The organism is Pseudomonas sp. DCB_BI, assembly GCF_026240995.1.
In the GTDB taxonomy this organism is placed as follows: Bacteria; Pseudomonadota; Gammaproteobacteria; order Pseudomonadales; family Pseudomonadaceae; genus Aquipseudomonas.
Window position 1 is genome coordinate 120,086 of record NZ_JAPFCG010000003.1, and the last position, 23,079, is coordinate 143,164.

The 23,079-nt window shown below is 62.8% G+C and carries 23 protein-coding genes; 18 read left to right on the forward strand and 5 right to left on the reverse strand.

Annotation, left to right across the window (positions count from 1 at the left end):
• Window positions 1–76 precede the first annotated feature (76 nt).
• Window positions 77–532, reverse strand: coding sequence for an REP-associated tyrosine transposase (locus tag OO258_RS04530; RefSeq protein WP_266029003.1), 456 nt, complete (start codon window positions 530–532; stop codon window positions 77–79).
• 314 nt (window positions 533–846) lie between these two features.
• On the opposite strand from OO258_RS04530, the gene OO258_RS04535 reads away from it, so the two are divergent.
• The 14 genes from OO258_RS04535 to OO258_RS04600 all read left to right on the forward strand — a co-directional run bounded on the left by OO258_RS04535 (window position 847) and on the right by OO258_RS04600 (window position 15,501).
• A complete protein-coding gene (locus tag OO258_RS04535; RefSeq protein ID WP_266029004.1) occupies window positions 847–1,935 on the forward strand; it encodes an efflux RND transporter periplasmic adaptor subunit in 1,089 nt (362 codons plus the stop codon).
• Window positions 1,932–2,999: an efflux RND transporter periplasmic adaptor subunit gene (locus OO258_RS04540; RefSeq protein ID WP_266029005.1), complete on the forward strand. Its 1,068-nt coding sequence runs from the start codon at window positions 1,932–1,934 to the stop codon at window positions 2,997–2,999. The genes OO258_RS04535 and OO258_RS04540 overlap by 4 nt, the downstream gene beginning before the upstream one ends.
• Entirely contained in the window at window positions 2,996–6,049 is a 3,054-nt protein-coding gene (locus OO258_RS04545) for an efflux RND transporter permease subunit (protein ID WP_266029006.1), read from the forward strand. The genes OO258_RS04540 and OO258_RS04545 overlap by 4 nt, the downstream gene beginning before the upstream one ends.
• Window positions 6,050–6,254: 205 nt before the next feature.
• Entirely contained in the window at window positions 6,255–6,437 is a 183-nt protein-coding gene (oscA, locus tag OO258_RS04550) for a sulfur starvation response protein OscA (protein WP_003258557.1), read from the forward strand.
• A gap of 48 nt (window positions 6,438–6,485) precedes the next feature.
• Window positions 6,486–7,493 (forward strand): sulfate ABC transporter substrate-binding protein, encoded by a 1,008-nt coding sequence (locus tag OO258_RS04555; RefSeq protein ID WP_110632752.1) that lies wholly within the window; start codon window positions 6,486–6,488, stop codon window positions 7,491–7,493.
• Between the two features lie 203 nt (window positions 7,494–7,696).
• Window positions 7,697–8,515 (forward strand): sulfate ABC transporter permease subunit CysT, encoded by an 819-nt coding sequence (gene cysT, locus OO258_RS04560; protein WP_010955699.1) that lies wholly within the window; start codon window positions 7,697–7,699, stop codon window positions 8,513–8,515.
• An 11-nt stretch (window positions 8,516–8,526) separates the two neighbouring features.
• Entirely contained in the window at window positions 8,527–9,399 is an 873-nt protein-coding gene (gene cysW, locus OO258_RS04565; protein WP_110743322.1) for a sulfate ABC transporter permease subunit CysW, read from the forward strand.
• A gap of 3 nt (window positions 9,400–9,402) precedes the next feature.
• Complete coding sequence (locus OO258_RS04570; RefSeq protein WP_110743321.1) at window positions 9,403–10,392, forward strand: sulfate/molybdate ABC transporter ATP-binding protein; 990 nt, start codon at window positions 9,403–9,405, stop codon at window positions 10,390–10,392.
• 440 nt (window positions 10,393–10,832) lie between these two features.
• Window positions 10,833–11,627 (forward strand): energy transducer TonB, encoded by a 795-nt coding sequence (locus tag OO258_RS04575; protein ID WP_266029007.1) that lies wholly within the window; start codon window positions 10,833–10,835, stop codon window positions 11,625–11,627.
• A 30-nt stretch (window positions 11,628–11,657) separates the two neighbouring features.
• Window positions 11,658–12,377, forward strand: coding sequence for a MotA/TolQ/ExbB proton channel family protein (locus OO258_RS04580; protein ID WP_266029008.1), 720 nt, complete (start codon window positions 11,658–11,660; stop codon window positions 12,375–12,377).
• Window position 12,378: 1 nt separating this feature from the next.
• Complete coding sequence (locus tag OO258_RS04585) at window positions 12,379–12,780, forward strand: ExbD/TolR family protein (protein ID WP_266029009.1); 402 nt, start codon at window positions 12,379–12,381, stop codon at window positions 12,778–12,780.
• 283 nt (window positions 12,781–13,063) lie between these two features.
• Window positions 13,064–13,645, forward strand: a complete 582-nt coding sequence (locus OO258_RS04590) for an alpha/beta hydrolase (RefSeq protein ID WP_266029010.1) — start codon at window positions 13,064–13,066, stop codon at window positions 13,643–13,645.
• Between the two features lie 64 nt (window positions 13,646–13,709).
• Entirely contained in the window at window positions 13,710–14,540 is an 831-nt protein-coding gene (locus OO258_RS04595; protein WP_266029011.1) for a sigma 54-interacting transcriptional regulator, read from the forward strand.
• A gap of 175 nt (window positions 14,541–14,715) precedes the next feature.
• Complete coding sequence (locus tag OO258_RS04600; RefSeq protein ID WP_266029012.1) at window positions 14,716–15,501, forward strand: MetQ/NlpA family ABC transporter substrate-binding protein; 786 nt, start codon at window positions 14,716–14,718, stop codon at window positions 15,499–15,501.
• Window positions 15,502–15,648: 147 nt separating this feature from the next.
• On the opposite strand, the gene OO258_RS04605 is transcribed toward OO258_RS04600, so the two are convergent.
• The gene (locus OO258_RS04605; RefSeq protein WP_266029013.1) at window positions 15,649–18,012 is read right to left on the reverse strand and encodes a penicillin acylase family protein; all 2,364 of its coding nucleotides are present in this window, start codon (window positions 18,010–18,012) and stop codon (window positions 15,649–15,651) included.
• Between the two features lie 86 nt (window positions 18,013–18,098).
• Here OO258_RS04605 and OO258_RS04610 point away from each other — a divergent pair, with 86 nt between their 5' ends.
• Window positions 18,099–18,665: a sugar O-acetyltransferase gene (locus OO258_RS04610; RefSeq protein ID WP_266029015.1), complete on the forward strand. Its 567-nt coding sequence runs from the start codon at window positions 18,099–18,101 to the stop codon at window positions 18,663–18,665.
• Here the strand turns inward: OO258_RS04610 and OO258_RS04615 are convergent.
• Window positions 18,644–19,213 (reverse strand): DUF6436 domain-containing protein, encoded by a 570-nt coding sequence (locus tag OO258_RS04615; protein ID WP_266029016.1) that lies wholly within the window; start codon window positions 19,211–19,213, stop codon window positions 18,644–18,646. The two genes, OO258_RS04610 and OO258_RS04615, sit on opposite strands and share 22 nt — an antisense overlap.
• Before the next feature lie 157 nt (window positions 19,214–19,370).
• On the opposite strand from OO258_RS04615, the gene OO258_RS04620 reads away from it, so the two are divergent.
• Window positions 19,371–20,297 (forward strand): alpha/beta hydrolase, encoded by a 927-nt coding sequence (locus tag OO258_RS04620; RefSeq protein WP_266029017.1) that lies wholly within the window; start codon window positions 19,371–19,373, stop codon window positions 20,295–20,297.
• Here the strand turns inward: OO258_RS04620 and OO258_RS04625 are convergent, their stop codons facing one another.
• On the reverse strand, window positions 20,298–21,050 hold the full coding sequence (locus OO258_RS04625) for a DUF2059 domain-containing protein (protein WP_110743309.1): 753 nt from the start codon (window positions 21,048–21,050) through the stop codon (window positions 20,298–20,300).
• Window positions 21,051–21,163: 113 nt separating this feature from the next.
• Here OO258_RS04625 and OO258_RS04630 point away from each other — a divergent pair, with 113 nt between their 5' ends.
• Window positions 21,164–21,796 (forward strand): 2OG-Fe(II) oxygenase, encoded by a 633-nt coding sequence (locus OO258_RS04630; protein WP_266029113.1) that lies wholly within the window; start codon window positions 21,164–21,166, stop codon window positions 21,794–21,796.
• Window positions 21,783–22,286 (forward strand): DUF523 domain-containing protein, encoded by a 504-nt coding sequence (locus tag OO258_RS04635; RefSeq protein ID WP_266029018.1) that lies wholly within the window; start codon window positions 21,783–21,785, stop codon window positions 22,284–22,286. The genes OO258_RS04630 and OO258_RS04635 overlap by 14 nt, the downstream gene beginning before the upstream one ends.
• A gap of 87 nt (window positions 22,287–22,373) precedes the next feature.
• Here the strand turns inward: OO258_RS04635 and OO258_RS04640 are convergent, their stop codons facing one another.
• On the reverse strand, window positions 22,374–22,862 hold the full coding sequence (locus tag OO258_RS04640) for a transporter substrate-binding domain-containing protein (RefSeq protein WP_266029019.1): 489 nt from the start codon (window positions 22,860–22,862) through the stop codon (window positions 22,374–22,376).
• Window positions 22,863–23,079 lie beyond the last annotated feature (217 nt).

Below are 23,079 nucleotides of genomic sequence, written 5' to 3' on the forward strand. Positions count from 1 at the left end.
GTAGTAGTGCACAACCTTCAAAAAGTGCACGGTCGCTGTGGGAGCGGGTTCACCCGCGAATGCCCCCAGCACACACTCAAAGCCAGACTGCATCCCAGTGCGGATAGTCCCTGATACTTCTTACCAATCCAGCCCTCAAGGGATTGGCAACAATGTACCGGGCGACATGAACCATGCTTTCCTCCCTTCTCAATGCCCGGTCCTGATACCCAGGCTGCCATACCGGATGATGTTCAACCCCTGCCTGATGTAAATCGAGACTGGACCTTGACTTGAACCTGCGCATCAAGGCATCCAGCGTTGTTCCTTTCAATTCGATCAGCCAGTGCAGATGGTCTGGCATCAACACCCAGGCCAGTGAACGGCAGGCTTGTTCCTGATCGGATTGCCGCAAGTGTTGAATGACCAAGCGGGCATGGTGGAACTCATCGAATAGCGGCTTTCGCTGATGGGTAACGGTGGTCAGCAGATAAAGCCTGCCGAGTTCTGAATAGCGACCACGACGAAGCAGATGGGATTGAGCCCTAGGCATCAGGTTCTTCCTTGTAAGGCAGATGGTCTCCCAAAGGTAGTGACTGTGACGCCCGCACAAGGCAGTGGATGGTTTCTGGATATGGCAGCGGTTATGTGTACCTGTACTGGCCTCTTCGCGGGTGAACCCGCTCCCACAGGTACTGCACAGGATTCAGCATAGGCACAATCTCCGTGGGAGCGGGTTCACCCGCGAAGAGGCCCCCACCGGCTGTGAAATTACCGGACTGACCCACGTCAGTGATGTTTATCGAACCCTGAACTACGCTCACAGTCGCATTCCACAAATCATTTGTGCACAAGCAAGGAGCCAGCATGGCGTTGATACGTCCGTTGTCGGTCGTCTGCCTCGGGCTGCTTTACATGCTCACTGGCTGTAGCAAGGAAGAGGTCCCCGAGACATTGCCTCGGGTAGGCGTGCAACAGGTGCAGCCCACCGATTTCGCTGCCAGGGTCACCCTGACCGGCGACGTACAGGCGCGGGTGCAGACCGACCTGTCGTTCCGCGTTGGCGGCAAGATCATTTCGCGCAGTGTGGACGTGGGCGATCATGTGAAGGCCAACCAGGTGCTGGCGCGGCTGGACCCAAAAGACCTGCAGAACAACGTCAACTCCGCTAAAGCCGAGGTCTTCGCCGCACAGGCGCGGGTCACCCAGACCAGCGCGGCCTTCGTACGCCAGCAAAAGCTGCTGCCCAAGGGCTACACCAGCCAGAGCGAATACGATGCTGCCGAAGCTTCGCTGCGCAGCAATCAGAGCGCGCTCAAGGCCGCCCAGGCGCAACTGGCCAATGCCAACGAGCAACTCAGCTACACCGCACTAGTCTCAGAGGCCGCCGGGGTGATCACCGAGCGTCAAGCCGAAGTTGGCCAGGTGGTGCAAGCGACCATGCCGATTTTCAGCCTGGCCGTGGACGGTGACCGCGACGCGGTGTTCAACGTTTATGAATCCTTGTTGGTGGCGCCGCCCAGCGATGCCGGGGTGATTGTCAGCCTGCTGGACGACCCCAAGGTCCAGGCGCACGGGTTTGTCCGTGAAATCACACCTACCGTGTCGGCGCAAAGCGGCACGGTGCAGGTCAAGGTAGCCCTGAAGGACGTGCCACCGGGCATGCAGCTGGGCGCGCCGGTAACGGCCAGCACCAATGCGGTGGGGCGGCCGAGCATCGAGCTGCCGTGGTCGGCCTTGACCAAGGCACTGCATGGGCCTGCCGTCTGGGTAGTGGGCGAAGGTGACAAGGTCGAATTGCGCAAGGTCGAGGTCAGCCGCTACCTGACCGGCAAGATCGTGATCGCCAGCGGCTTGAAGGCGGGCGAGACCGTGGTGGTCAATGGCAGCCAGCTGCTGCACCCGGGCATGCAGGTTGAGAAGGTCGATGCCAAGGCCCAAGGGGGTGAGTTATGACACGCCTGCTGCTGATGCTCTCGGCCGCCATGCTGCTGGCCGGCTGCGGAAGCGAGGACCAAGCCCCAGAGCCGATCCGGCCAGTACTGTCGGTGAAAGTGGAGCCCCAGGTACAGTCGCAGCTGGGCCGCTTTGCCGGCAATATCGAAGCGCGCTTTGAAAGCACTTTGGGCTTTCGGGTTTCCGGGCGCATTGCCCGCCGCTGGTTGGATGTGGGCGCCCAGGTCAAGCCGGGCGATACGCTGGCCACCCTCGACCCCACCGACCAGCAGAACCAGCTGCGTGCCGCCGAAGGCGACCTGGCCAAGGTGCAGGCGCAATGGATCAATGCCCAGGCAGATGCCCGGCGCCAGCAACAGCTGTATGACCGTGGCGTGGGTGCCCAGGCGCAACTGGACATTGCCCAGACCAACCTGAAAACCACCAGTGCCGCGCTGGAGCAGGCGCGCTCGGCACTCAGCCAGGCCCGCGACCAGCTCGACTACAGCACCCTGCGCACCGACCACGCGGCGGTAATCACCGCCTGGCAGGCCGAAGCCGGGCAAACCGTGACCGCCGGGCAGGCCGTGGTGACCTTGGCCCGGCCCGATGTGAAGGAGGCAGTGATCGACCTGCCGATCGGCCTGGCTGAGCAACTGAACAAGGACCTGACCTTCACTGTCGCCTCGCAGCTCGACCCTACCATCGACACCACCGCCACCCTGCGCGAGCTGGAGCCGCAGGCCGACCCGACAACCCGTACCCGCCGTGCGCGACTGACCTTGGCGAGCACCCCGGCAGCGTTCCACCTGGGTACTGCGATCAGTGTCACCCTGACTTCGCAAGTATCCCCACGCAGCGAGCTGCCCCTGAGTGCCTTGCTCGAGCGTGACGGCAAGACCCAGGTGTGGGTGATCGACACCCAGCAGAAGACGGTTACCCCCCGCGACGTCACCCTGATCGACCGCACGTCCGACAGCATCATCCTGGCTTCCGGCGTGCAGCCAGGCGAGCGTGTGGTAACTGCCGGCGTTAACAGCCTCAAGCCTGGCCAGAAGGTCGCCTTCGACGAGGATGCGCAATGAAAGGAAGCTTCAACCTGTCCGACTGGGCACTCAAGCATCAATCGTTCGTCTGGTACCTGATGTTCGTCGGCCTGCTGATGGGGATTTTTTCCTATTTCAACCTGGGCCGTGAGGAAGACCCGTCGTTCACCATCAAGACCATGGTCATCCAGACCCGCTGGCCCGGTGCAACCCAGGATGAAACCCTGTACCAGGTTACCGACCGCATCGAGAAGAAGCTCGAGGAGCTCGACTCGCTGGATTACACCAAGAGCTACACCCGCCCGGGCGAGTCCACGGTCTACGTGTACCTGCGTGACACCACCAAGGCCGAGGACATCCCGGAAATCTGGTACCAGGTGCGCAAGAAGATCCAGGACATTCGTGGCCAGTTCCCCGCCGGGATCCAGGGCCCGGGGTTCAACGACGAGTTCGGTGACGTGTTCGGCTCGATCTACGCCTTTACCGCCGACGGCCTGACCATGCGTCAGTTGCGTGACTATGTAGAGCAGGCGCGGGCCGAAGTACGCGATGTACCCAACATTGGCAAGATCGAGTTTGTCGGTACCCAGGACGAAGTGCTGTACCTGAACTTCTCCACCCGCAAGCTGGCCGCCCTGGGCATAGACCAGCGCCAGGTCATGCAGGCCCTGCAAGCGCAGAATGCGGTCACCCCGGCCGGGGTGATCGAGGCTGGGCCGGAGCGTATCTCGGTGCGTACCTCCGGGCAGTTCGCCTCGGAAAAGGACCTGCAAACCGTCAACCTCAAGATCAACGACCGCTTCTTCCGCCTGGCTGATATCGCTGACATCGAGCGCGGCTATGTCGACCCGCCGTCACCGATGTTCCGGTACAACGGCCAGACCGCGATCGGCTTGGCCATTGGCATGAAGGCTGGCGGCAACATGCAGGTATTCGGTGCTGCGCTGAAAAAGCGCATGGACCAAGTCATCGAAGACCTGCCGATAGGTGTTGGCGTGCACACCGTGTCGGACCAGGCGGTGGTGGTCAAACAGGCGGTTGGCGGTTTCACCAGTGCGCTGTTCGAAGCGGTGGTGATCGTGCTGGCGGTGAGCTTCGTCAGCCTGGGCATGCGCGCAGGCCTGGTGGTGGCCTGCTCGATTCCGCTGGTGCTGGCGATGGTGTTCGTGTTCATGGAATACAGCGGCATCACCATGCAGCGGATTTCGCTGGGCGCGTTGATCATTGCCCTGGGGCTGTTGGTAGATGATGCGATGATCACCGTGGAGGTCATGGTCACCCGGCTGGAGATGGGCGAGAGCAAGGAGCAGGCGGCTACCTTTGCCTATACCTCCACGGCTTTCCCGATGCTCACCGGCACTCTGGTGACCGTGGCCGGCTTTGTGCCGATCGGCCTCAACGCCAGCTCCGCGGGCGAATACACCTACACCTTGTTCGCGGTCATTGCCGTAGCCTTGCTGGTGTCATGGATCGTTGCCGTGTTCTTCGCCCCGGTGCTGGGTGTGCATATTCTCAGCAGCAGCAAGCTCAAGGCCCACGAAGCCGAGCCTGGGCGGGTCGGCAGGGCGTTTGAAGGGGGGCTGCTGTGGTGCATGCGTCATCGCTGGCTGACGATCATCGGCACCATCCTGTTGTTTGCCCTGTCGCTGTTCTGCATGCGTTTCGTGCAGAACCAGTTCTTCCCCTCCTCGGACCGCCCGGAGATCCTGGTCGACCTGAACCTGCCGCAAAACGCTTCGATCGAGGAAACCCGAAAGGTGGTCGACCGTTTCGAGGCCCGCATCAAGGATGACCCCGATTTGGTGCATTGGAGCACCTACATTGGCCAGGGCGCCATCCGCTTCTACCTGCCGCTCGACCAGCAGCTGCAGAACCCGTATTACGCCCAGCTGGTCATTGTCAGCAAGGGCTTCGAAGAGCGCCAAGGCATGATCGAGCGCCTGCAGAAGATCCTGCATGAAGAATTCGTCGGCATCGGCACCAACGTGCAATCGCTGGAAATGGGCCCGCCGGTGGGTCGGCCGATCCAGTACCGGGTCAGTGGCTCCAGTATCGACGAGGTGCGCAAGCACGCCATCGACCTGGCCACCTTGCTTAACCAGAACGAGCACATCGGCGAGATGATCTATGACTGGAACGAGCCCGGTAAGGTGCTGCGCGTGGAGATCGCCCAGGACAAGGCGCGCCAGCTGGGGCTATCGTCGGAAGACGTGGCCAATGTGATGAACAGCATCGTCAGTGGCGTGCAGATAACCCAGGTCAACGACAACATCTACCTGGTCAACGTGGTCGCCCGCGCCGAAGACAGCGAGCGCGGTTCGCCCGATACTCTGCAGAACCTGCAGATCCTCACCCCCAACGGCACCTCGATCCCACTGCTGTCGTTCGCCACCGTGCGCTACGAGCTGGAGCAGCCATTGGTATGGCGGCGCGACCGCAAACCGACCATTACCATCAAAGCCTCGGTCAACGGCGACATCCAGCCCACCGACCTGGTGGCCCAACTGAAGCCGAAAATTGACGAGTTCGCCAGCAAGCTGCCGGTCGGTTACGAAGTGGCCACGGGTGGTACGGTTGAAGAAAGCAGCAAGGCCCAGGGGCCGATCGCCAAGGTCCTCCCACTGATGCTGTTCCTCATGGCGACCTTCCTGATGATCCAGTTGCACAGCGTACAGAAGCTGTTCCTGGTGGTCAGCGTGGCGCCGCTGGGGCTGATTGGCGTGGTGTTGGCGCTGGTGCCTACGGGCACGCCGATGGGCTTTGTGGCGATCCTCGGCATTCTGGCGCTCGCGGGTATCATCATTCGCAACTCGGTGATCCTGGTGACCCAGATCGACGAGTTCGAAGCCCAGGGCTTCTCGCCGTGGGATGCGGTGGTGGAGGCCACCAACCATCGTCGTCGGCCTATCCTGCTGACTGCGGCGGCGGCGAGCCTGGGCATGATCCCGATTGCCCGCGAGGTGTTCTGGGGCCCGATGGCCTACGCGATGATTGGCGGGATCATCGTGGCCACCTTGCTGACGCTGCTGTTCCTACCGGCACTGTACGTGGCCTGGTACAAGATCCGCGAGCCGCAGAAACAGAACTGAAGCCTTGTACGGACCTTGTGGGAGCGGGTGATCCCGCTCCCACAGGGGGTTCTGGCGTCTGCGAAATCGTGAATTTATTTTGGTTATATAAAAATTCTTAAACAGTATTTTTAAGAATAACTCCGCCTCACTACTATTGCCCTCAAGCCAGGCGCAAATCCCCTTCATACCTCTGCCCGGCACCCTCACTCCAAGGAGAACGAGCATGAGTGCATCCCTGCGTAGCATCGACGGTCAGGACGAAGCCACCATTCTGCGGGAAATCCAGAGCGCCCTGCGCGACCTGCGGTTCGGTGCGGTGGAGATCACTGTGCACAACGCTCAGGTCGTCCAGATCGAGCGCAAGGAGAAGTTCCGCCTGCAACAGCCCGGCAACAAGACCGGCTGATCGCGCCACCCATTCAAAACTAGAAAAATGCCAATCGGGAGCTTCACCATGTCCATTCGCCGTTATGCGCTCGCCGCCCTGGCCAGTGCTGTTTTTGCCGGTTCCGCCATCGCCAAGGACTACGAACTGCTGAACGTGTCCTACGACCCGACCCGTGAGCTGTACCAGCAGTACAACGCCGAGTTCATCAAGCACTGGCAGCAGGCCCACCCGGGCGACAAGGTGAAGATCCAGCAATCCCACGGTGGCTCGGGTAAACAGGGGCGTGCGGTGATCGACGGCCTGCGTGCCGACGTGGTGACCCTGGCCCTGGCCGGCGACATCGACGAAATCGCCAAGCTGGGCAAGACCCTGCCGGACAACTGGCAGACCCGCCTGCCGGACGCCAGCACCCCGTATACCTCGACCATCGTGTTCCTGGTACGCAAGGGCAACCCGAAGGGCATCAAGGACTGGGGCGACCTGATCAAGAAGGACGTGTCGGTCATTACCCCCAACCCGAAAACCTCTGGCGGTGCGCGCTGGAACTTCCTTGCCGCCTGGGCCTACGGCCTGAAGACCGGCGGGAGCGAAGACAAGGCCAAGGCATATGTCCAGGAGCTGTTCAAGCACGTCCCTGTGCTGGACACCGGCGCCCGTGGCTCGACCATCACCTTCGTCAACAACGGCCAGGGTGACGTGTTGCTGGCTTGGGAAAACGAAGCTTTCCTGGCGCTGAAGGAAGACGGTGGGGCTGACAAGTTCGACATCGTTGTACCGTCGCTGTCGATCCTGGCCGAGCCGCCGGTCGCGGTGGTGGACAAGAACGCCGAGAAGAAGGGCAATACCGAGATTGCCACCGAGTACCTGAAGCACCTGTACAGCCCGGCCGGGCAGAAGATTGCTGCGGAGAACTTCTACCGCCCGCGTGACGAGAAAGTGGCTGCCGAGTTCGGCAAGCAGTTCCCGAAACTCGACCTGGTGACCATCGACAAGGATTTTGGTGGTTGGAAGACGGCACAACCGAAATTCTTCAATGATGGCGGTGTGTTCGACCAGATCTATCAGGCACAGTAAACGCCAAGGAAAAGCGGGGGCCGCCTTGCGGCCCATTCGCGGCACAAGGCCGCTCCCACAAAGAGCCGCGATCCCCCGTGGAACCGCGATCCCTGTGGGAGCGGCCTTGTGCCGCGAATGGGCTGCAAAGCAGCCCCAGGATTCAGAAGCCTGCACCGGCCCCGGATCGATACTGGGCCAAGTGCATTCAACCAGGGATACTTATGTCACGTCGTATTTCCCCCGTCATACCCGGCTTCGGGCTGACGCTGGGCTACACCTTGGTGTACCTCAGCCTGATCGTGCTGATACCGCTGGCGGCCATGTTCATCCATGCCTCGCAGCTCACCTTCGAGCAGTTCTGGAACATCATCAGTGCGCCGCGGGTGATCGCTGCGCTCAAGCTGAGCTTCGGCACCGCCCTGTTCGCCGCCATCATCAACGGTGTGATCGGTACCCTGCTGGCCTGGGTGCTGGTGCGTTACACGTTCCCAGGGCGCAAGATCATCGACGCCATGATCGACCTGCCCTTCGCCCTGCCCACTGCCGTTGCCGGCATCGCCCTGACCGCCTTGTATGCACCGCAGGGTTGGGTCGGCCAGTTCGCCACCGACCTGGGCTTCAAGATCGCCTACACCCCGCTGGGTATCACCCTGGCACTGACCTTCGTCACCCTGCCGTTCGTGGTGCGCACGGTGCAGCCGGTGCTGGCCGATATCCCGCGTGAAGTGGAAGAAGCCGCGGCCTGCCTGGGCGCCAAGCCATTGCAGGTGTTCCGCCACATCCTGGCGCCGGCACTGCTGCCGGCCTGGCTCACGGGCTTTGCGTTGGCCTTCGCCCGTGGCGTGGGCGAGTATGGCTCGGTGATTTTCATCGCCGGCAACATGCCGATGAAAACCGAAATCCTGCCGCTGCTGATCATGGTCAAGCTCGACCAGTACGACTACACCGGCGCGACCGCCATCGGCGTGCTGATGCTGGTGGTTTCCTTCATCCTGCTGCTGCTGATCAACCTGCTGCAGCGCCGTATCGAAACCCCTTGAAGGAGGCCGGCATGTCCAGTTCATCCCTGAGTACCAGCGCCGCCGCCAACGCCGCCCGCCGTGGCAGTGCCACTTCGCGCCGCATCCTGATCGGCCTTGGCTGGCTGGTGTTCGCGCTGTTCCTGCTGCTGCCGCTGGTCATCGTGGTGTCGCAGGCGCTGAAGAACGGTTTTGGTACCTTCTTCGAGGCGATCTTCGAGCCTGACGCCTTGTCGGCGCTGAAGCTGACCCTGCTCGCCGTGTTCATCTCGGTGCCGCTGAACCTGGTGTTCGGAGTCAGCGCTGCGTGGTGCGTGAGCAAGTACACCTTCCGCGGCAAGAGCATCCTGGTCACCCTGATCGACCTGCCGTTCTCGGTGTCGCCGGTGATCGCGGGCCTGGTCTACGTGCTGATGTTCGGCGCGCAAGGCCTGTTCGGGCCGTGGCTGCAGGACCACGATATCCAGATCGTCTTCGCACTGCCCGGCATTGTCCTGGCGACCATCTTCGTCACCGTGCCGTTCGTGGCCCGTGAGCTGATCCCGCTGATGCAGGAGCAGGGCACGCAAGAGGAGGAGGCCGCACGCCTGCTCGGCGCCAATGGTTGGCAGATGTTCTGGCACGTGACCCTGCCGAACATCAAGTGGGGCCTGATCTATGGCGTGGTGCTGTGTACTGCACGGGCCATGGGCGAGTTTGGCGCGGTGTCGGTGGTGTCCGGCCACATCCGTGGCGTGACCAACACCTTGCCGCTCCACGTGGAGATCCTCTACAACGAGTACAACCACGTCGCGGCTTTCAGCGTGGCCAGCCTGTTGCTGATCCTGGCGCTCTTCATCCTGCTGCTCAAGCAGTGGAGCGAGAACCGTATTAACCGCCTGCGCCACAGCGCCGCGGAGGAATGATTCATGTCGATCGAAGTTCGTAACGTCAGCAAGCGCTTCAACAGCTTCCAGGCCCTGGACAACATCAACCTGGACATCAACAGCGGCGAACTGGTGGCCTTGCTCGGCCCGTCCGGTTGCGGCAAGACCACCCTGCTGCGCATCATCGCCGGCCTGGAAACCCCGGACCAGGGCAACATCGTGTTCCATGGTGAGGACGTGTCCGGCCATGACGTGCGCGACCGCAACGTCGGTTTCGTGTTCCAGCACTACGCGTTGTTCCGTCACATGAGCGTGTTCGACAACGTTGCCTTTGGCCTGCGCATGAAGCCCAAGGGCGAGCGCCCGAGCGAGAGCAGGATTGCCGAGAAGGTGCATGAACTGCTGAACATGGTGCAGCTGGACTGGCTGTCCGACCGCTACCCGGAGCAGCTGTCTGGCGGCCAGCGTCAGCGTATTGCCCTGGCCCGCGCCTTGGCAGTGGAGCCCAAGGTGCTGCTGCTGGACGAGCCGTTCGGTGCCTTGGACGCCAAGGTGCGCAAAGAGCTGCGCCGCTGGCTGGCGCGGCTGCACGAGGATATCAACCTGACCTCGGTGTTTGTCACCCACGACCAGGAGGAGGCCATGGAAGTGGCTGACCGTATTGTGGTGATGAACAAAGGTGTGATCGAGCAGATCGGCTCGCCAGGCGAGGTGTACGAACAGCCGGCCAACGATTTCGTCTATCACTTCCTCGGCGATTCCAACCGGTTGGCCTTGAGCGAAGGGCACCATGTGCTGTTCCGCCCGCACGAAGTGTCGCTGTCGCGCCATGAGACCGAAGGGCACCATGCCGCCGAGGTGCGAGATATCCGGCCGTTGGGCGCGACCACACGGGTGACCTTGAAGGTGGAAGGGCAGAGCGAGCTGATCGAAGCCGAAGTGGTCAAGGACCATGACAGCCTGACCGGGTTGGCGCGGGGAGAGACGTTGTTCTTCCGGCCAAAGGTTTGGCAGAAGGTGGCGGACATCTGAGCCGGCTTTGTGAGTGAAAGGCCCGGGCTTGGTCTTGATGCTGTTCACCTAAGCCCGATGTGACATCGATTGGGGCTGCCTTGCAGCCCTTCGCGGGCAAGCCTGCTCCTACAAGTACGGCGCAAACCTCAAGGAATGCACGCTGCTTTGGGAGCGGGCTTGCCCGCGAAGGGCCGCAAGGCGGCCCCGATTGCTTAAGTGAACAAGGGTGCGAGCCTCGCGGCAATCTCATGCCTTGCGCAAATATTTTGTATGCCCTCAATGCATCGCTCTTACCTCTGAAAGCCGCAGCCCACGCAATCCGTAGCTTTGACGCTGCCCATCAAAAACATTATTCAATTAAGTTATAACTATAATTTTAAACATTACTTTAAGAGATAAGCCTCTGGCCCCGATGATTCAGCCACACACCTGAATCGAGACCCCAGGAGTTTTTATCAATGGGTAATGTCCAGTCGGCCGTCAGGGCCTACGACCAGCCATGGGGCCCGGCCCCGGGCGACCTGGTCGAGCTTGGACGCACGCTTCGCCTGCCACTGGGCCAGCTGCGCCTGCAACGCACGCCGGTCAGCGGGCTCAAGCGCCGCGACAAGCTGGTGCTCGGCCTGCTAGTGCTGGCCCTGCATGGCGCAGCTGGGTATTGGGTCAGCCAGGCACCCACGCCAGTGCTGCCGGTGGTGCCGCCGCAGGTGCCGCCCATGACCATCGAATTCGCCGCACCGGCACCGCCCGTGGTCGAGCCGCCGCCGCCAGCCCCTGCGCCGCCCGTTGTCGTGCCACCGCCACCGGCAGTCGACGAACTGGCCGCCAAGCCCAAACCCAAGCCCAAGCCCGTGCCCAAGCCAGTGGTCAAGCAAGCGCCGAAGCCCCAGCCCAAACCGGTCGAAGCACCACCGCCGAGGCCTGTCGCGGCGCCGGCCCCGCCTGCTCCGGCACCACCTGCCCCGGCCCCGATAACCCCGGCTTCGGCAAACGCCGCGTACCTGAAAAACCCGGCACCGGAGTATCCGCAGATGGCCCAGCGTCGTGGCTGGGAAGGCACCGTGCTATTGCGCGTAGAGGTGCTGCCCAGCGGCAAGCCCGGGCAAATTCAGATCCAGAAGAGCAGCGGCCGCGATGCCTTGGATGCCGCTGCGCTAGCCGCGGTCAAGCGCTGGAGCTTCGTGCCTGCCAAGCAGGGCGACGTGGCCCAGGCCGGCTGGGTCAGCGTGCCGATCGATTTCAAGCTTCGCTAACTTTTTCGCAGAACACAGGAAGACATCATCATGAGCCTGCTGGCATCCCCCCTTGAGTCCGTTGAAAGCGCAGTCATCTGGCTGCTGGTTGGTTTCTCTGTCGTCACGTGGGGGCTTGCCCTGGTCAAGGTCGCGCAATTCGTGCGGCTGAAGAACCAGGACAAACGCTTCCACCAGCAGTTCTGGGCTGCCTCCAGCCTGGACTCGGCGGCACAACTCAGCCACGAGCTGCCTGGCCCGGCTGCCCGCGTGGCCCAGTCTGGTTACGCTGCAATCGCCGTGGGCGAAACCCAGGCCAATGACCTGAGCCACGCCATCAACCACCAGGACCGCCTGGAGCGCGCGTTGCGCCAGCAAATCGTGCGTGAGCGCCGCTCGCTGGAAACCGGCCTGGCAGTGGTTGCCAGTATCGGCAGCACGTCGCCCTTCATCGGCCTGTTCGGCACCGTGTGGGGCATCATGGAAGCGCTCAAGGGTATCAGCGCGGCCGGCTCTGCCAGCCTGGAAACCGTGGCCGGGCCGATTGGTGCTGCACTGGTGGCAACCGGTGTAGGTATCGCCGTCGCGGTGCCGGCGGTGCTGGTGTACAACTATTTCCTGCGCCGCCTCAAGCTGACGGCTGCCGACCTGGATGACTTTGCCCACGACTTCTACAGCCTGGCGCAGAAGAGCGCCTTCCGCGTGCTGGTGCACCCGGCTGTGCACAAAGCCCAGGCCGGTTTCACCCAGCCGGTGAAGGAGGCGTCCTGATATGGCCTTTTCGACCCAGGACAGCGACGAAGTCCTCAGTGAAATCAATGTCACGCCTTTGGTAGACGTCATGCTGGTGCTGCTGGTGGTGTTCATCGTCACCGCGCCGCTGCTGACCAACGCCATCCCTATCAATCTGCCCAAGACCGAGGCCGTGGCCCCGGTGGAGCAGAAGGACCCGCTGGTGGTCAGCATTGACGGTGAAGGCAAGCTGTTCATCAACAAGGACCAGATCCAGCCCGACCTGCTGGAAACCAACCTCAGGGCTGCCAAGGACAAGGACGCGGACGTGCGTGTGCAACTGCAGGCCGATGACGGCGTGAACTACGGCGAAGTGGCGCGGGCCATGGCAGCCATCGAACGTGCGGGGATCAGCAAACTGGCAGTGATAACCGCGCGCTGATACCTGCAAAACCTCTTCAGGCAAGTGCTTATGGGCCACATCTCTTGGCAGGGGTTGGCCCTCTTTTTTTTGCCTGATCCGGGTGGGAGCGGGCGTGCCCGCGAACACGGGCGAAGCCCGTGCCATCCACCGCGGTGCTTGCTTCGCGGGCATGCCCGCTCCCACAGGGATCGCACACGCTATCTGTTGTTTGGTTATTAATAAATAGCTTCTTATTCCTTTACGAATATAACTCCCTCCCTATACTTGTCTCCAAGCACGCAAACTTACTGGAGGCGTCCCCATGCGCAATGAGTCGATTCGTTACCTGATTGTGCCGGGCTGGCAAGGATCGCCAGACAACCATTGGCAAAGTCACTGGCAGCGCACCCTGCCCAACAGTGCGCGGGTCGAGCAGCACGACTGGCTCACCCCGCAACGGCAGGACTGGGTCCAGGCGCTGGAGCAGGCGATCGCCGCCGAGCGCTCGCCGGTGATCCTGATTGCCCACAGCCTTGGCTGCGTCACTGTCGCCCATTGGGCTGCGCAGGCCAGCCCGGCCTTGCGGCGGCAGGTGCGGGGTGCATTGCTGGTGGCACCGGCAGACGTCGAACGGCCGACCTGTGCGCCGGCCCTGCGCAACTTTGCGCCGATCCCGACCGAAGCCTTGCCATTCCCCAGCCAGGTCGTCAGCTCTGACAACGACCCTGCCGTAAGCGTGCCGCGGGCGCTGTACCTGGCCCAGGCGTGGGGCGCCGAAGCGGGGTTGCTGAGCAACGCCGGGCACATCAACGTCAAGTCCGGCCATGAGCGTTGGGAACAAGGTTTCGCCTACTTGTATCGCTTGCAAAGCCGGGTCGAGCAGCGCGCACTGCGTCGCGCCTGATAGGCCTTAGCGTTTTCCGTTTACCTGACGCCCGGCCAATGAAGGCCTGGGGCGGGAGTTCGTCATGACGTTTCAAAACCCGTTTGGCCAGCCACTGCTGACCTTCCCCGAGCTGGACAAGAGCCCGCTGAGCATCCGCGCCAAGGCGCTGGTGTTCATAGACCCACGCTCGCAGCAACTGCGCGAGGACCTTGAGCGCCTGGCGCCGCAACCCTTGCCGGTGCTGATCCGTGGCGAGACTGGCACCGGGAAGGAGCTGCTCGCGCGGCAGATTCACCGCGCCAGCGACCGGGGCGGGCTATTCGTGTCGGTCAACTGCGCAGCTATCAGCCCCACCTACGCCGACGCCGAGTTGTTCGGCTACAGCGCCGGCACCCATGGCGGCACGGCCAGCAGCCGCGCTGGGTGGTTCGGCTCGGCCAACGGCGGCACGCTGTACCTGGACGAGATTGCCGACTTGCCGCTGGCCATCCAGGGCAAGCTGCTGGCGGCCCTGGAGAACCGCGAGGTCATAAGGGTGGGCGCGCAACAGCCGCAGCCGGTGGATGTGCGCCTGGTGGCCGCCAGCAGCATCGACCTGGCACGGGTAGTGCGTGCGGGGCGCTTTAACGAACGCCTTTACCAATACCTGCGCGAAGGGGCTTTGGAGCTGCCCCCGTTGCGCGAGCGGCCGGGCGATATCCTGCCGCTGGCCGAGTATTTCGTGGGCATCTACAGTGTGCGCCTGCAGCGCCCTGTGCCCTTGGTAAGCGAGGCTGCGCAGCACGTGCTGGAGGCCCATCCATGGCCTGGCAACACCCGCGAGCTCGAGAACGTCATCCACTTTGCCTTGCTGGTGAATGACGGTGTTGAGATCCAGCCTGAAGATCTCGATCTGCTCAAGCACGCGCGCTAGACATCACTCATAAGCAAAGTGACTGGTGGCATTTTGGTTTTGGAATAAGCAGCTAAGTAAAAGATATTGTTACGGAATAAAAAATCTAGGTATTGTCCGCCTCATGCCCGCTGGTGAATCGGTTGGGCACCCCATTCGCCATCGCTGATGGCCCAGAATCAGAACAAGGACCACCATGAAGAAGACCCTGCTCACCACTGCCCTGGCCGCTGCCCTGTCGTTCTCCGGCCTGGCCGCCGCTGCCGAGAAACTGGTGGTTGCTGCTACCCCGGTACCCCATGCCGAAATCCTCGAGCTGATCAAGCCGACCCTGGCGAAAGAAGGCGTGGACCTGCAGATCAAGGTCTTCACCGACTACGTCCAGCCGAACGTGCAGGTTGACCAGAAGCGCCTGGATGCCAACTACTTCCAGACCCTGCCGTACCTGAAGAGCTTCAACGAAGGCAAGGGCACCCACCTGGAGACAGTGGTCGGCGTGCACGTCGAGCCGTTCGGTGGTTACTCGAAGAAGGTCAAGAGCCTTAGCGAGCTGAAGGACGGCGCTACCGTGGCTATCCCGAACGAGGGGAGCAACAGCGGCCGTGCGCTGATCCTGCTGCAGAAGGCTGGCCTGATTACCCTCAAAGACCCGAAAAACGCCCTGGCTACCCCCAAGGACATCGCCGAGAACCCGAAGAAGCTGAAGTTCCGCGAGCTTGAGTCGGCCATGCTGCCGCGCGTGCTGGACCAGGTGGACCTGGACATGATCAACACCAACTACGCCCTGGAAGCCGGCCTGAATCCGGCCAAGGATGCGCTGGTGATCGAAGGTGCCGACTCGCCGTACGTGAACTTCCTGGTTGCCCGCCCGGACAACAAGGATAGCGAGGCCATGCAGAAACTGGCCAAGGCGCTGACCAGCCCGGAAGTGAAAGCATTCATCGCCAAGAAGTACCAGGGTGCTGTGCTGCCGGCGTTCTGATCCGGTTGCAGGTCCTGGCATGACCAACGCCGACACGCTTGTGTCGGCGTTTTGTTTCGGGGCCGCTCTGCGGCCCATTCGCGGCGCAAGGCCGCACAACAATGCGCGGCGTACGCCGAACCACCCGCGCCAGTAGTACCCTCAGAATCATCCGCCTGGTATCAATCGCAAGGTACTTTGCGCCGGAATCACCCCCATCTGCGCTCGCTGATACTGCCCCTGCACATACCCCTCGGCCTGGTCCGAGTAATGCCGGTCAAATGGCACGCCACTCTGCCCGACCGGGTTGCTGGTCAGCGCCTGCCCGGCATCGGCAAAGTCGATCAACCGTCGGGTAGACGGCCCATAGGTCACCGGCCATGGCGCCGGGCCAATCTTTGCCGAGAGGTTGTTGGGTACCTCGTGGGTACCTGGCGCAGCGAACGCACCAACGTTGAACAGCAGGTTCAGCGGCTTTTTCACCCCCAGTGGATGGTTGTGGGTCAGGGTATGGGCCTTTCCCCACTGCCAGCGCGCCGGGTCGTTGCCCAGCGTATCGCGCAGGTGCTTCAGGCTGTTCTGCCATGCCGTACGCACCACCGCCGTACGGTCGGTACGCTGGTTGCCACCACGGGTGTTCCACCAAGGTGAATCGGCATCTGCCGCCAGCCGCGGCAGGGCGTCGTCGATGGCTCGGGTGCTGATCAGTACCGGGAACCAGGTGTCGCCCAGTTCGTCATGCAGGGCCGCGAACGCCAATTCGTAGAGAAACTGGTTGAACAGCGTGGCAGTGGTCGAGTCCAGCGGGTAGTCGCCAGCCCAGGCCGCCAGTTGCTCGACCAGCTCCTTCTCTTCGTCATCTACGGCTATACCGCGCAGGGTTGCCAGCAGTGGGGCCAGGGTACGCGGGCCATAGTCGCTGGCGGTGTCCAGTTGTAGCGCCTGGCTGTTCTGGGTGTCCCACTTCACGTCAGGGTTGGCCAGGTAGCGATCGAGCTGGCGGCCACGGTCGGGCAGGTTGTAGTAACCCGGTACCGGCACCGCCGCTGGCGGCTGGTAGTTGGCCGAGACGATGTAGCCTTGTGTTGGGTTCTCTTGCTGCGGGTTGACGCTGAACGGATAGAAACCGAGCTTGTCGGCTTGCGTGCTGGCGCCGTCGAGGATGAACGCCGGGTCGACGCCGTCCGGGCGTATCGGTAGCTTCGCCGCCGCCCACCAGCCAATATCGCCGCGGGCGTTGGCCCAGACAAAGTTCAGGCCTGGTGCGTGAACCTTGCCTGCGGCCTCACGCATCTTGGCCAGGGTGTCGGCGCGGTTGAGCTGGTAGAAGCCGTCGAGGATAGGGTTTTCGGTTTCCAGGAACGCCCACCACATGGCGATTGGCGTGGCCCCGGCGGTGTTGCCCAGCACGTCGTTGACGATCGGGCCATGGGGCGAGCGGCGCAGGCTGATGGTGACCGGCGTTTCGCCTTTGACCGCAATCTGCTGCTCGGTTGTTTCCAGCGCCTGCCATTTACCGCCGACCATGACTTGGTTGGGGTCGGCCGGGTTGCTGCGCTCGGCGATCAGGTCGACGTCATCGTTCTGGAACATGGTCAGGCTCCAGCCGAAGTCGCGGTTGTGGCCGAGCAGAGCGAATGGGTTGAGCGCCTGGAAGTAGCCATAGAGGTTGAAGCCGGGCGCCGAAAGCTCAGCCTCGTACCACACCGCTGGCACCGCGAAGCTGATGTGTGGGTCGCCGGCCAGCAATGGCTTGCCACTGCGGGTGCGGCTGCCTGAAACGGCCCATGCGTTGCTGCCTTCGAACTGGGGGATGCCGGCGTCGGTCAGCGCTTCGTGGCTCAGGCGGGCGAGGGCTTCCAGGGTGCGCCAGTCGGCCGCGGCCAGCGGCTTGCCCAGCGCCCCGTCGGGTTGCCAGCCTTGGACGAAGACGTTCAGGTAGTCGGGGCCCAGCTGATCCCGGATGTAGGTCAGCGCCGGTTCGGTGCGGAACGCTGCGGCAAAACTGTAGGCCAGGTAGCCGGCGATGCTCAGTGTGTCCTCGGCGGTGAACGGGCGTGGGGGGATGCCGAGCAGGTCGAATTCCATCGGCTTGGGGTGGCTGGCCTGCCAACTGTTGACCCCCTCCAGGTAGGCTTGCAGGGCCTGCCCGGCGGGCGACTGCGGGTCCTGACGCTTGGCCATCAGCGCGGCCTGCTCGCGTATGCGCAGGCTGCGGAACAGGGTATCGGTGGGCAGCAGCTTGTTGCCCAGTACTTCGGCCAGCTCGCCACGCGCCAGGCGGCGCATGATCTCCATCTGGAACAACCGGTCCTGGGCATGCACGTAGCCCAGGGCGCGGTACAGGTCTGGCTCGCTCTGTGCCTGCAGGTGCGGCACGCCACGGGCGTCATAGCGTACGCTGACCGGCGCCTGCAGGCCGGCGATGGCGACCTCGCCGTCGCGTCGCGGCAGCTTGCCCTGTACGTACCAGTAACCGGCGCCGGCGGCCACGGCAACCACCACGGCCAGCAGGGTCAGGCTGCGCTTCATGCAGACTCCTTGTGCGTTCAAGCAGAAAATAGGGTCCGATCATCGGTGGATTCGCGAACAGAGCATAGCCCCCCAAAGGAGTTTCCATGTCCCTCAGCGAAAAACAGAAAATGCTCACCGGCCAGCTCTACCACGCTGGCTGCCCCGAGCTGCAAGCCGAGCAGATCGCCAACAAGCACTGGATGAATCACTACAACGGCAGTGTCGAACTGCTGAATGATGCGCGTCATGGGCTGTTGGTCGAGCACTTCAATCAGGCCGGCGAAGGCACAGTGATTCGCCCGCCGTTCTATTGCGACTACGGCTACAACATCAGTGTCGGCCGCAATACCTTCGTGAACTTCAACTGCGTGATCCTCGACGTGGTGCCCGTGCGTATCGGCGACCACTGCCAGATCGGCCCCAATGTGCAAATCTACGCGGCGGACCATCCGCTTGACCCTGAAGTGCGGCGCAGTGGCCTGGAGAGTGGGCGGCCTGTGACGATCGGCGACAACGTGTGGATTGGCGGTGCGGCGATCATCCTGCCGGGGGTGACCATTGGCGACAATGCTGTGGTCGGCGCTGGCAGCGTGGTAACCCGGGACGTGCCGGCGGGTGCGACGGTGGTGGGTAACCCTGCGCGGGTGCGTCAGCCCGCCCAAGGGCAGTAGCAGCCCACGGCCAGGGTATTGGAGGCGCTGACCTGGCGGCCGTCGAGCAGGGCCCTGAGGATTGGTTCGATGAAGCTGTTGCTGGCGTTGCACACCGCGCCTTCGCTGTACGGGCCAAAGTAGGCCAGGCGGCCTTGCTGGTCCCAGATGGCTACGGCCGGGGAAGCGGGCAGGTGCTGGCTGCCGGGCAGATCGGTGATGGGTTGCAAGCTGCTGAGGTTAGCGGGTAGCTGGCCGTGGCTACCGGGCTTTTGCAGCACGTGGAAGGTAACGCCGTGGCCTGCGAACTGGCTCACCAGGTCGCCCAGGTGCTGTTGGTTGCCGACATTGCACGGGCACGCCGGGTCCCAGAAATGCACCACACGAACCGGGCCGGGGCCGGCCAGCCCTACAGGTAGTTGCAGTTGGCTGCCGTCGAACAGCGTGGCCTGGTTGTCGAACGGGCGCAGGTAGCGGGCCTGGAAGGTGGTGTAGGCCTGCCAGAGGATGACTGCGCCGACCAACAAGGCGATTACCGTGCACAGCGGTTTGATGATTCGGCTATTCATGAAGAGTCGATGGCCCTTTGTGGGAGCAGGCTTTGTGCAAGACAGTTGATCCAACAGTTTGATCGGTGATGATTGTGCAAAGGTGAGCAAGCTTGCCATGGCGCCGGCCAGAGCTGAAGATTCCAGATCAATACTTGCATCAATGTGGATGTACCCGATGCCCCCTGCCTTTCACCCCGACCGCCTGCGCACCAGCCTGGCGCCGTTCACCACTCGCCAGCCTCTGTCGGCACAAGCGCAGGACTACCAGCGTTTCTATGGCCTGAACCTGCCGGCACACAGCTGGCTGGGCAGCTTTCAGGCCGCGGGGTTCGACCTGGTCGCGCAGGCATGGCTGCCCGAGCAGCCAAGCGCGACGCTGTTCCTGTTGCACGGCTATTACGACCACATGGGCCTGTACCGGCACGTGATCGAGTGGGCGCTCAAGCAGGGTTTTGCGGTAGTCAGCTGCGACCTGCCCGGCCATGGGTTGTCCAGCGGCGAGCGCGCCAGTATCAGTGACTTTGCGGTGTATCAGCAGGTGCTGGAGGCCCTGTTCTACCAGGCGAGTACGTTGCAGCTACCGCACCCGTGGCACCTGTGCGGGCAAAGCACCGGCGGCGCGATTGCCGTGGATCATCTGCTGTACCAGGGCGCGCGCAGCCCTGTCGATGGCCAGGTCATCCTGCTGGCCCCGCTGGTGCGGCCTTGTTCCTGGCGTTGGTCGAAGTTCAGCTATCGCGTGCTGCGCCACTTCGTCAACGGCATCGAGCGGCGCTTCAGCGAGAACACCAACGATCCGGCCTTTCTGCCGTTTCTTGAGGCAGACCCGCTGCAACCGCGCCGGCTACCAACCGCCTGGGTGGGCGCCTTGATCGCCTGGGTCAAACGCATCGAGGCCGCGCCACGCAGTACGCGGCGGCCATTGATCGTGCAGGGTGAGGCCGATGGTACGGTGGACTGGCCCTACAACCTTGAAGTGCTGAAGGCCAAATTCGCCGAGCCGCAGATACTGATGCTGCCCGAAGCGCGTCACCATCTGGCCAACGAGCTGCCGGGCATTCGCCAGCGCTACTTCCACTTCATCGACCAGCACCTTGGCTGATCACTTCAGGTCGTTGCTGCTCTGGCCAACCGCCAGGCCGGCACGCACAGCGGCCAAGGCAGCCTGGTAATAGGCCTTGCCGTCGGGGGATTCGGCAAAAGTGGCGAACTCTTCCAGCTCGGCGTCGGTCAGGTCGCGGTAGACGTAGAGAAGGGTGTTGTTGAGGTCTTCGCCAATCTGCCCCATCAACCGCTGGCGCTGGCCGTCGAGCAGGCCCTGGGCCTGACCGCCGCCGAACAGGCCGGGGATCATCGAGCTCAGGCTGTCGGCGGCCACGCCGGCAATGGCCAGGCTGACTTCGGCACCGGCCTCACGTGCTGGCAGGGCCTGGGCCAGATGGCCGATGACCAGCAGGCGGTCGTCGCTGGCCTGGATTTTCGGCAGGCCCTTGGCATTTTTGGCCAGTTCGTCCTTGCGCGTGGCCTTGAGCTCGGCCGCCACCACCTTGCGCCCCAGAGGCGACTGGAAGAACGCCAGGGCCGGTGCTGGGTTGGCCAGGCTGGCGCGCAGTTTTGCCTGGGCGCGACGGTCCACCGCCTGGGCCTGGAAGCGCTGGTTGCTGTTGTTGACCAGCGCCTGGTACACGGCGGGTGGCAAACTGTTGCGATAGCGCTGCTGGGCGGCGGTCAGGGCATCGTTGAAGTGGGCGCGCTGGTCGGGCCAGCCGGCAGCCTTGTACAGTTGATCCAGGTTGTCTGCCCAGACAGGCGTGGTGCAGATCATCAGCAGAATCAGGGAAAACAGACGGCGCATTCAGGACTCCTGTCGGCAGGTGGCTATTGTCCTTGGCCCGGCGCCGGTTTGTCGAGATATCCGCGTGTTTCTCGGCCAAGTGGCGCTGTGCGCCGACAAGGCGAATGGATATGATGCGCGCCATGCACACTTCCCCTGAAAACCCGATGCTTGCGGCCGTCGTAGACGATTTGGCCACCCATGGCTGGTCCCAGCAGGCGCTCTTCCTGCCTGGCGGCCTGGTGCGCGCGCTGGCGGCCGAGTGCCGGCGCCGTGACGCCGAAGGCGAACTCAACCCGGCCGGGGTGGGGCGCGGTGATGCCCAGGAGGTGCGCGAGACCATTCGCGGCGACCAGATCCAGTGGATCGACCCCGGGCAGGCCGAGGCTTGCGACCAGTACCTGGGCGCCATGGACCAGTTGCGCCAGGCCATCAACCAGGGGCTGTTCCTCGGTCTGGAAGACTTCGAGTGCCACTTTGCCTTGTACCCGCCGGGGGCATTCTACCGCCGCCACCTGGACCGCTTTCGCGACGACGACCGGCGCATGGTCTCGGCGGTGCTTTATCTGAACGAGGGCTGGCAGCCGCAGGATGGCGGGCAGTTGCGCATGTTCCTCGCGGACGGTATCGAGCATGATGTCGAGCCGGTGGCGGGTTGCCTGGTGGTGTTCCTGTCGGGCGAGGTGCCTCACGAAGTACTGCCGGCCGGGCGCGAACGGCTATCGTTGACCGGCTGGTTCAGGCGGCGGGGCAATGACCCGTTCTGATTTGCCCAAGGTGCTTGTCAGTGCCTGCCTGTTGGGGCAGCCGGTGCGCTATGACGGCCGTGCCAGTGGCCACCCAGACCTGTTGCAGCAGTGGCAGGCCGAAGGGCGCGTGGTGCCATTGTGCCCGGAAGTCGCCGGGGGGTTGCCGACCCCGCGCCCGCCAGCGGAGATCCCGGGTGGGCAGGGCGGCAAGGTGCTTGATGGTGACGCGCAGGTGATTACCGTGACGGGTGAAAATGTCACTGCCGAGTTTCTGGCCGGTGCGCAGCTGGCGCTGGAGCTGGTGCGGCGGCATGGAATTGGCGTCGCGGTGCTGAAGTCGGGCAGCCCTTCATGTGGCAACCGGCTGACCTATGACGGCACGTTCAGTGGGGTGAAGGTGACGGGTGAAGGGGTGACCACGGCATTGCTGCGGCGGGCGGGGGTGCAGGTGTTCAGCGAGCTGGAGCTGGAACAGGCGCAGCGGGCCCTGGCTGAGCTTTCAGGTTAAACCTGTGCCGGCCCTTTCGCGGGTGAGCCCGCTCCCACGGGGATAGCACGCACCCCCGCGAAGAGGCCAGTACAGGCGATAAGAATCTTACTGCCCGGCTGCAGTCTCCTGCACACCCTTGAACCACTTCTGCTCTAGCTCGGCAGTGCGGCCGCTGTCCTTCAACCGCTGCAGGGCATTGTTCACTGCACTTTCAAAAGCCGGGTTGTCCTTCTGGAACGGGATCACCAGTTTCTGCTCGCCAAACGGCTGGCTCACATCGAGCGGGCCGTCAACGGTGAGCGATTCAATAGACGGTGTGAGTGCGATGTCGTACTTGCCGCTTTCGACACCGGGCAGCACATCGGCTGCAGCGGCCTCGACGAACTCGGCGCGCAAGTCCAGCTCCTTGGCCAGGTCCTGGCCAAACTCAATGTCGAAACCGGTCAGGTGGTCGTCTTGCTTGAAGGCGTAAGGCTGGTTGTTGGCCTGTACGGCAATGCGCAGTTCACCCCGGTCGGCGATTTCGTCGATCAGCTCCGCTTGGGCCAATGGACTGATCAGTACTGCCAGCAGTACCCCTATGGTCGAACGCATGAATGCCCCTTTTTTTCGCAGATGAATAACTTTCGCCACGGCTTTCTTCCTCGCCATGGTCGAGCGCAGCCTATGACCCTGAAGCCTCGGCATTGTTTAACCCTGACGGAAATATTTCTGTCAGGCAATGTGAACACCTTGGCGAATATTTCAACTAAGGTGAAACACCGCTGCCGCTGGACTATTGCGGCGGTCAATAAGTGAATCACAGGAGAAG

Coding starts and splice junctions, on each gene's coding strand:
- OO258_RS04610 (WP_266029015.1), top strand. CDS start 18,099: ATGTCCCTCAGCGAAAAACAGAAAATGCTCACCGGCCAGCTCTACCAC.
- OO258_RS04635 (WP_266029018.1), top strand. CDS start 21,783: ATGACCCGTTCTGATTTGCCCAAGGTGCTTGTCAGTGCCTGCCTGTTG.
- cysT (WP_010955699.1), top strand. CDS start 7,697: ATGTCACGTCGTATTTCCCCCGTCATACCCGGCTTCGGGCTGACGCTG.
- OO258_RS04555 (WP_110632752.1), top strand. CDS start 6,486: ATGTCCATTCGCCGTTATGCGCTCGCCGCCCTGGCCAGTGCTGTTTTT.
- OO258_RS04620 (WP_266029017.1), top strand. CDS start 19,371: ATGCCCCCTGCCTTTCACCCCGACCGCCTGCGCACCAGCCTGGCGCCG.
- cysW (WP_110743322.1), top strand. CDS start 8,527: ATGTCCAGTTCATCCCTGAGTACCAGCGCCGCCGCCAACGCCGCCCGC.
- OO258_RS04580 (WP_266029008.1), top strand. CDS start 11,658: ATGAGCCTGCTGGCATCCCCCCTTGAGTCCGTTGAAAGCGCAGTCATC.
- OO258_RS04535 (WP_266029004.1), top strand. CDS start 847: ATGGCGTTGATACGTCCGTTGTCGGTCGTCTGCCTCGGGCTGCTTTAC.
- OO258_RS04615 (WP_266029016.1), bottom strand. CDS start 19,213: ATGAATAGCCGAATCATCAAACCGCTGTGCACGGTAATCGCCTTGTTG.
- oscA (WP_003258557.1), top strand. CDS start 6,255: ATGAGTGCATCCCTGCGTAGCATCGACGGTCAGGACGAAGCCACCATT.
- OO258_RS04590 (WP_266029010.1), top strand. CDS start 13,064: ATGCGCAATGAGTCGATTCGTTACCTGATTGTGCCGGGCTGGCAAGGA.
- OO258_RS04585 (WP_266029009.1), top strand. CDS start 12,379: ATGGCCTTTTCGACCCAGGACAGCGACGAAGTCCTCAGTGAAATCAAT.
- OO258_RS04595 (WP_266029011.1), top strand. CDS start 13,710: ATGACGTTTCAAAACCCGTTTGGCCAGCCACTGCTGACCTTCCCCGAG.
- OO258_RS04640 (WP_266029019.1), bottom strand. CDS start 22,862: ATGCGTTCGACCATAGGGGTACTGCTGGCAGTACTGATCAGTCCATTG.
- OO258_RS04625 (WP_110743309.1), bottom strand. CDS start 21,050: ATGCGCCGTCTGTTTTCCCTGATTCTGCTGATGATCTGCACCACGCCT.
- OO258_RS04570 (WP_110743321.1), top strand. CDS start 9,403: ATGTCGATCGAAGTTCGTAACGTCAGCAAGCGCTTCAACAGCTTCCAG.
- OO258_RS04545 (WP_266029006.1), top strand. CDS start 2,996: ATGAAAGGAAGCTTCAACCTGTCCGACTGGGCACTCAAGCATCAATCG.
- OO258_RS04605 (WP_266029013.1), bottom strand. CDS start 18,012: ATGAAGCGCAGCCTGACCCTGCTGGCCGTGGTGGTTGCCGTGGCCGCC.
- OO258_RS04600 (WP_266029012.1), top strand. CDS start 14,716: ATGAAGAAGACCCTGCTCACCACTGCCCTGGCCGCTGCCCTGTCGTTC.
- OO258_RS04530 (WP_266029003.1), bottom strand. CDS start 532: ATGCCTAGGGCTCAATCCCATCTGCTTCGTCGTGGTCGCTATTCAGAA.
- OO258_RS04575 (WP_266029007.1), top strand. CDS start 10,833: ATGGGTAATGTCCAGTCGGCCGTCAGGGCCTACGACCAGCCATGGGGC.
- OO258_RS04630 (WP_266029113.1), top strand. CDS start 21,164: ATGCGCGCCATGCACACTTCCCCTGAAAACCCGATGCTTGCGGCCGTC.
- OO258_RS04540 (WP_266029005.1), top strand. CDS start 1,932: ATGACACGCCTGCTGCTGATGCTCTCGGCCGCCATGCTGCTGGCCGGC.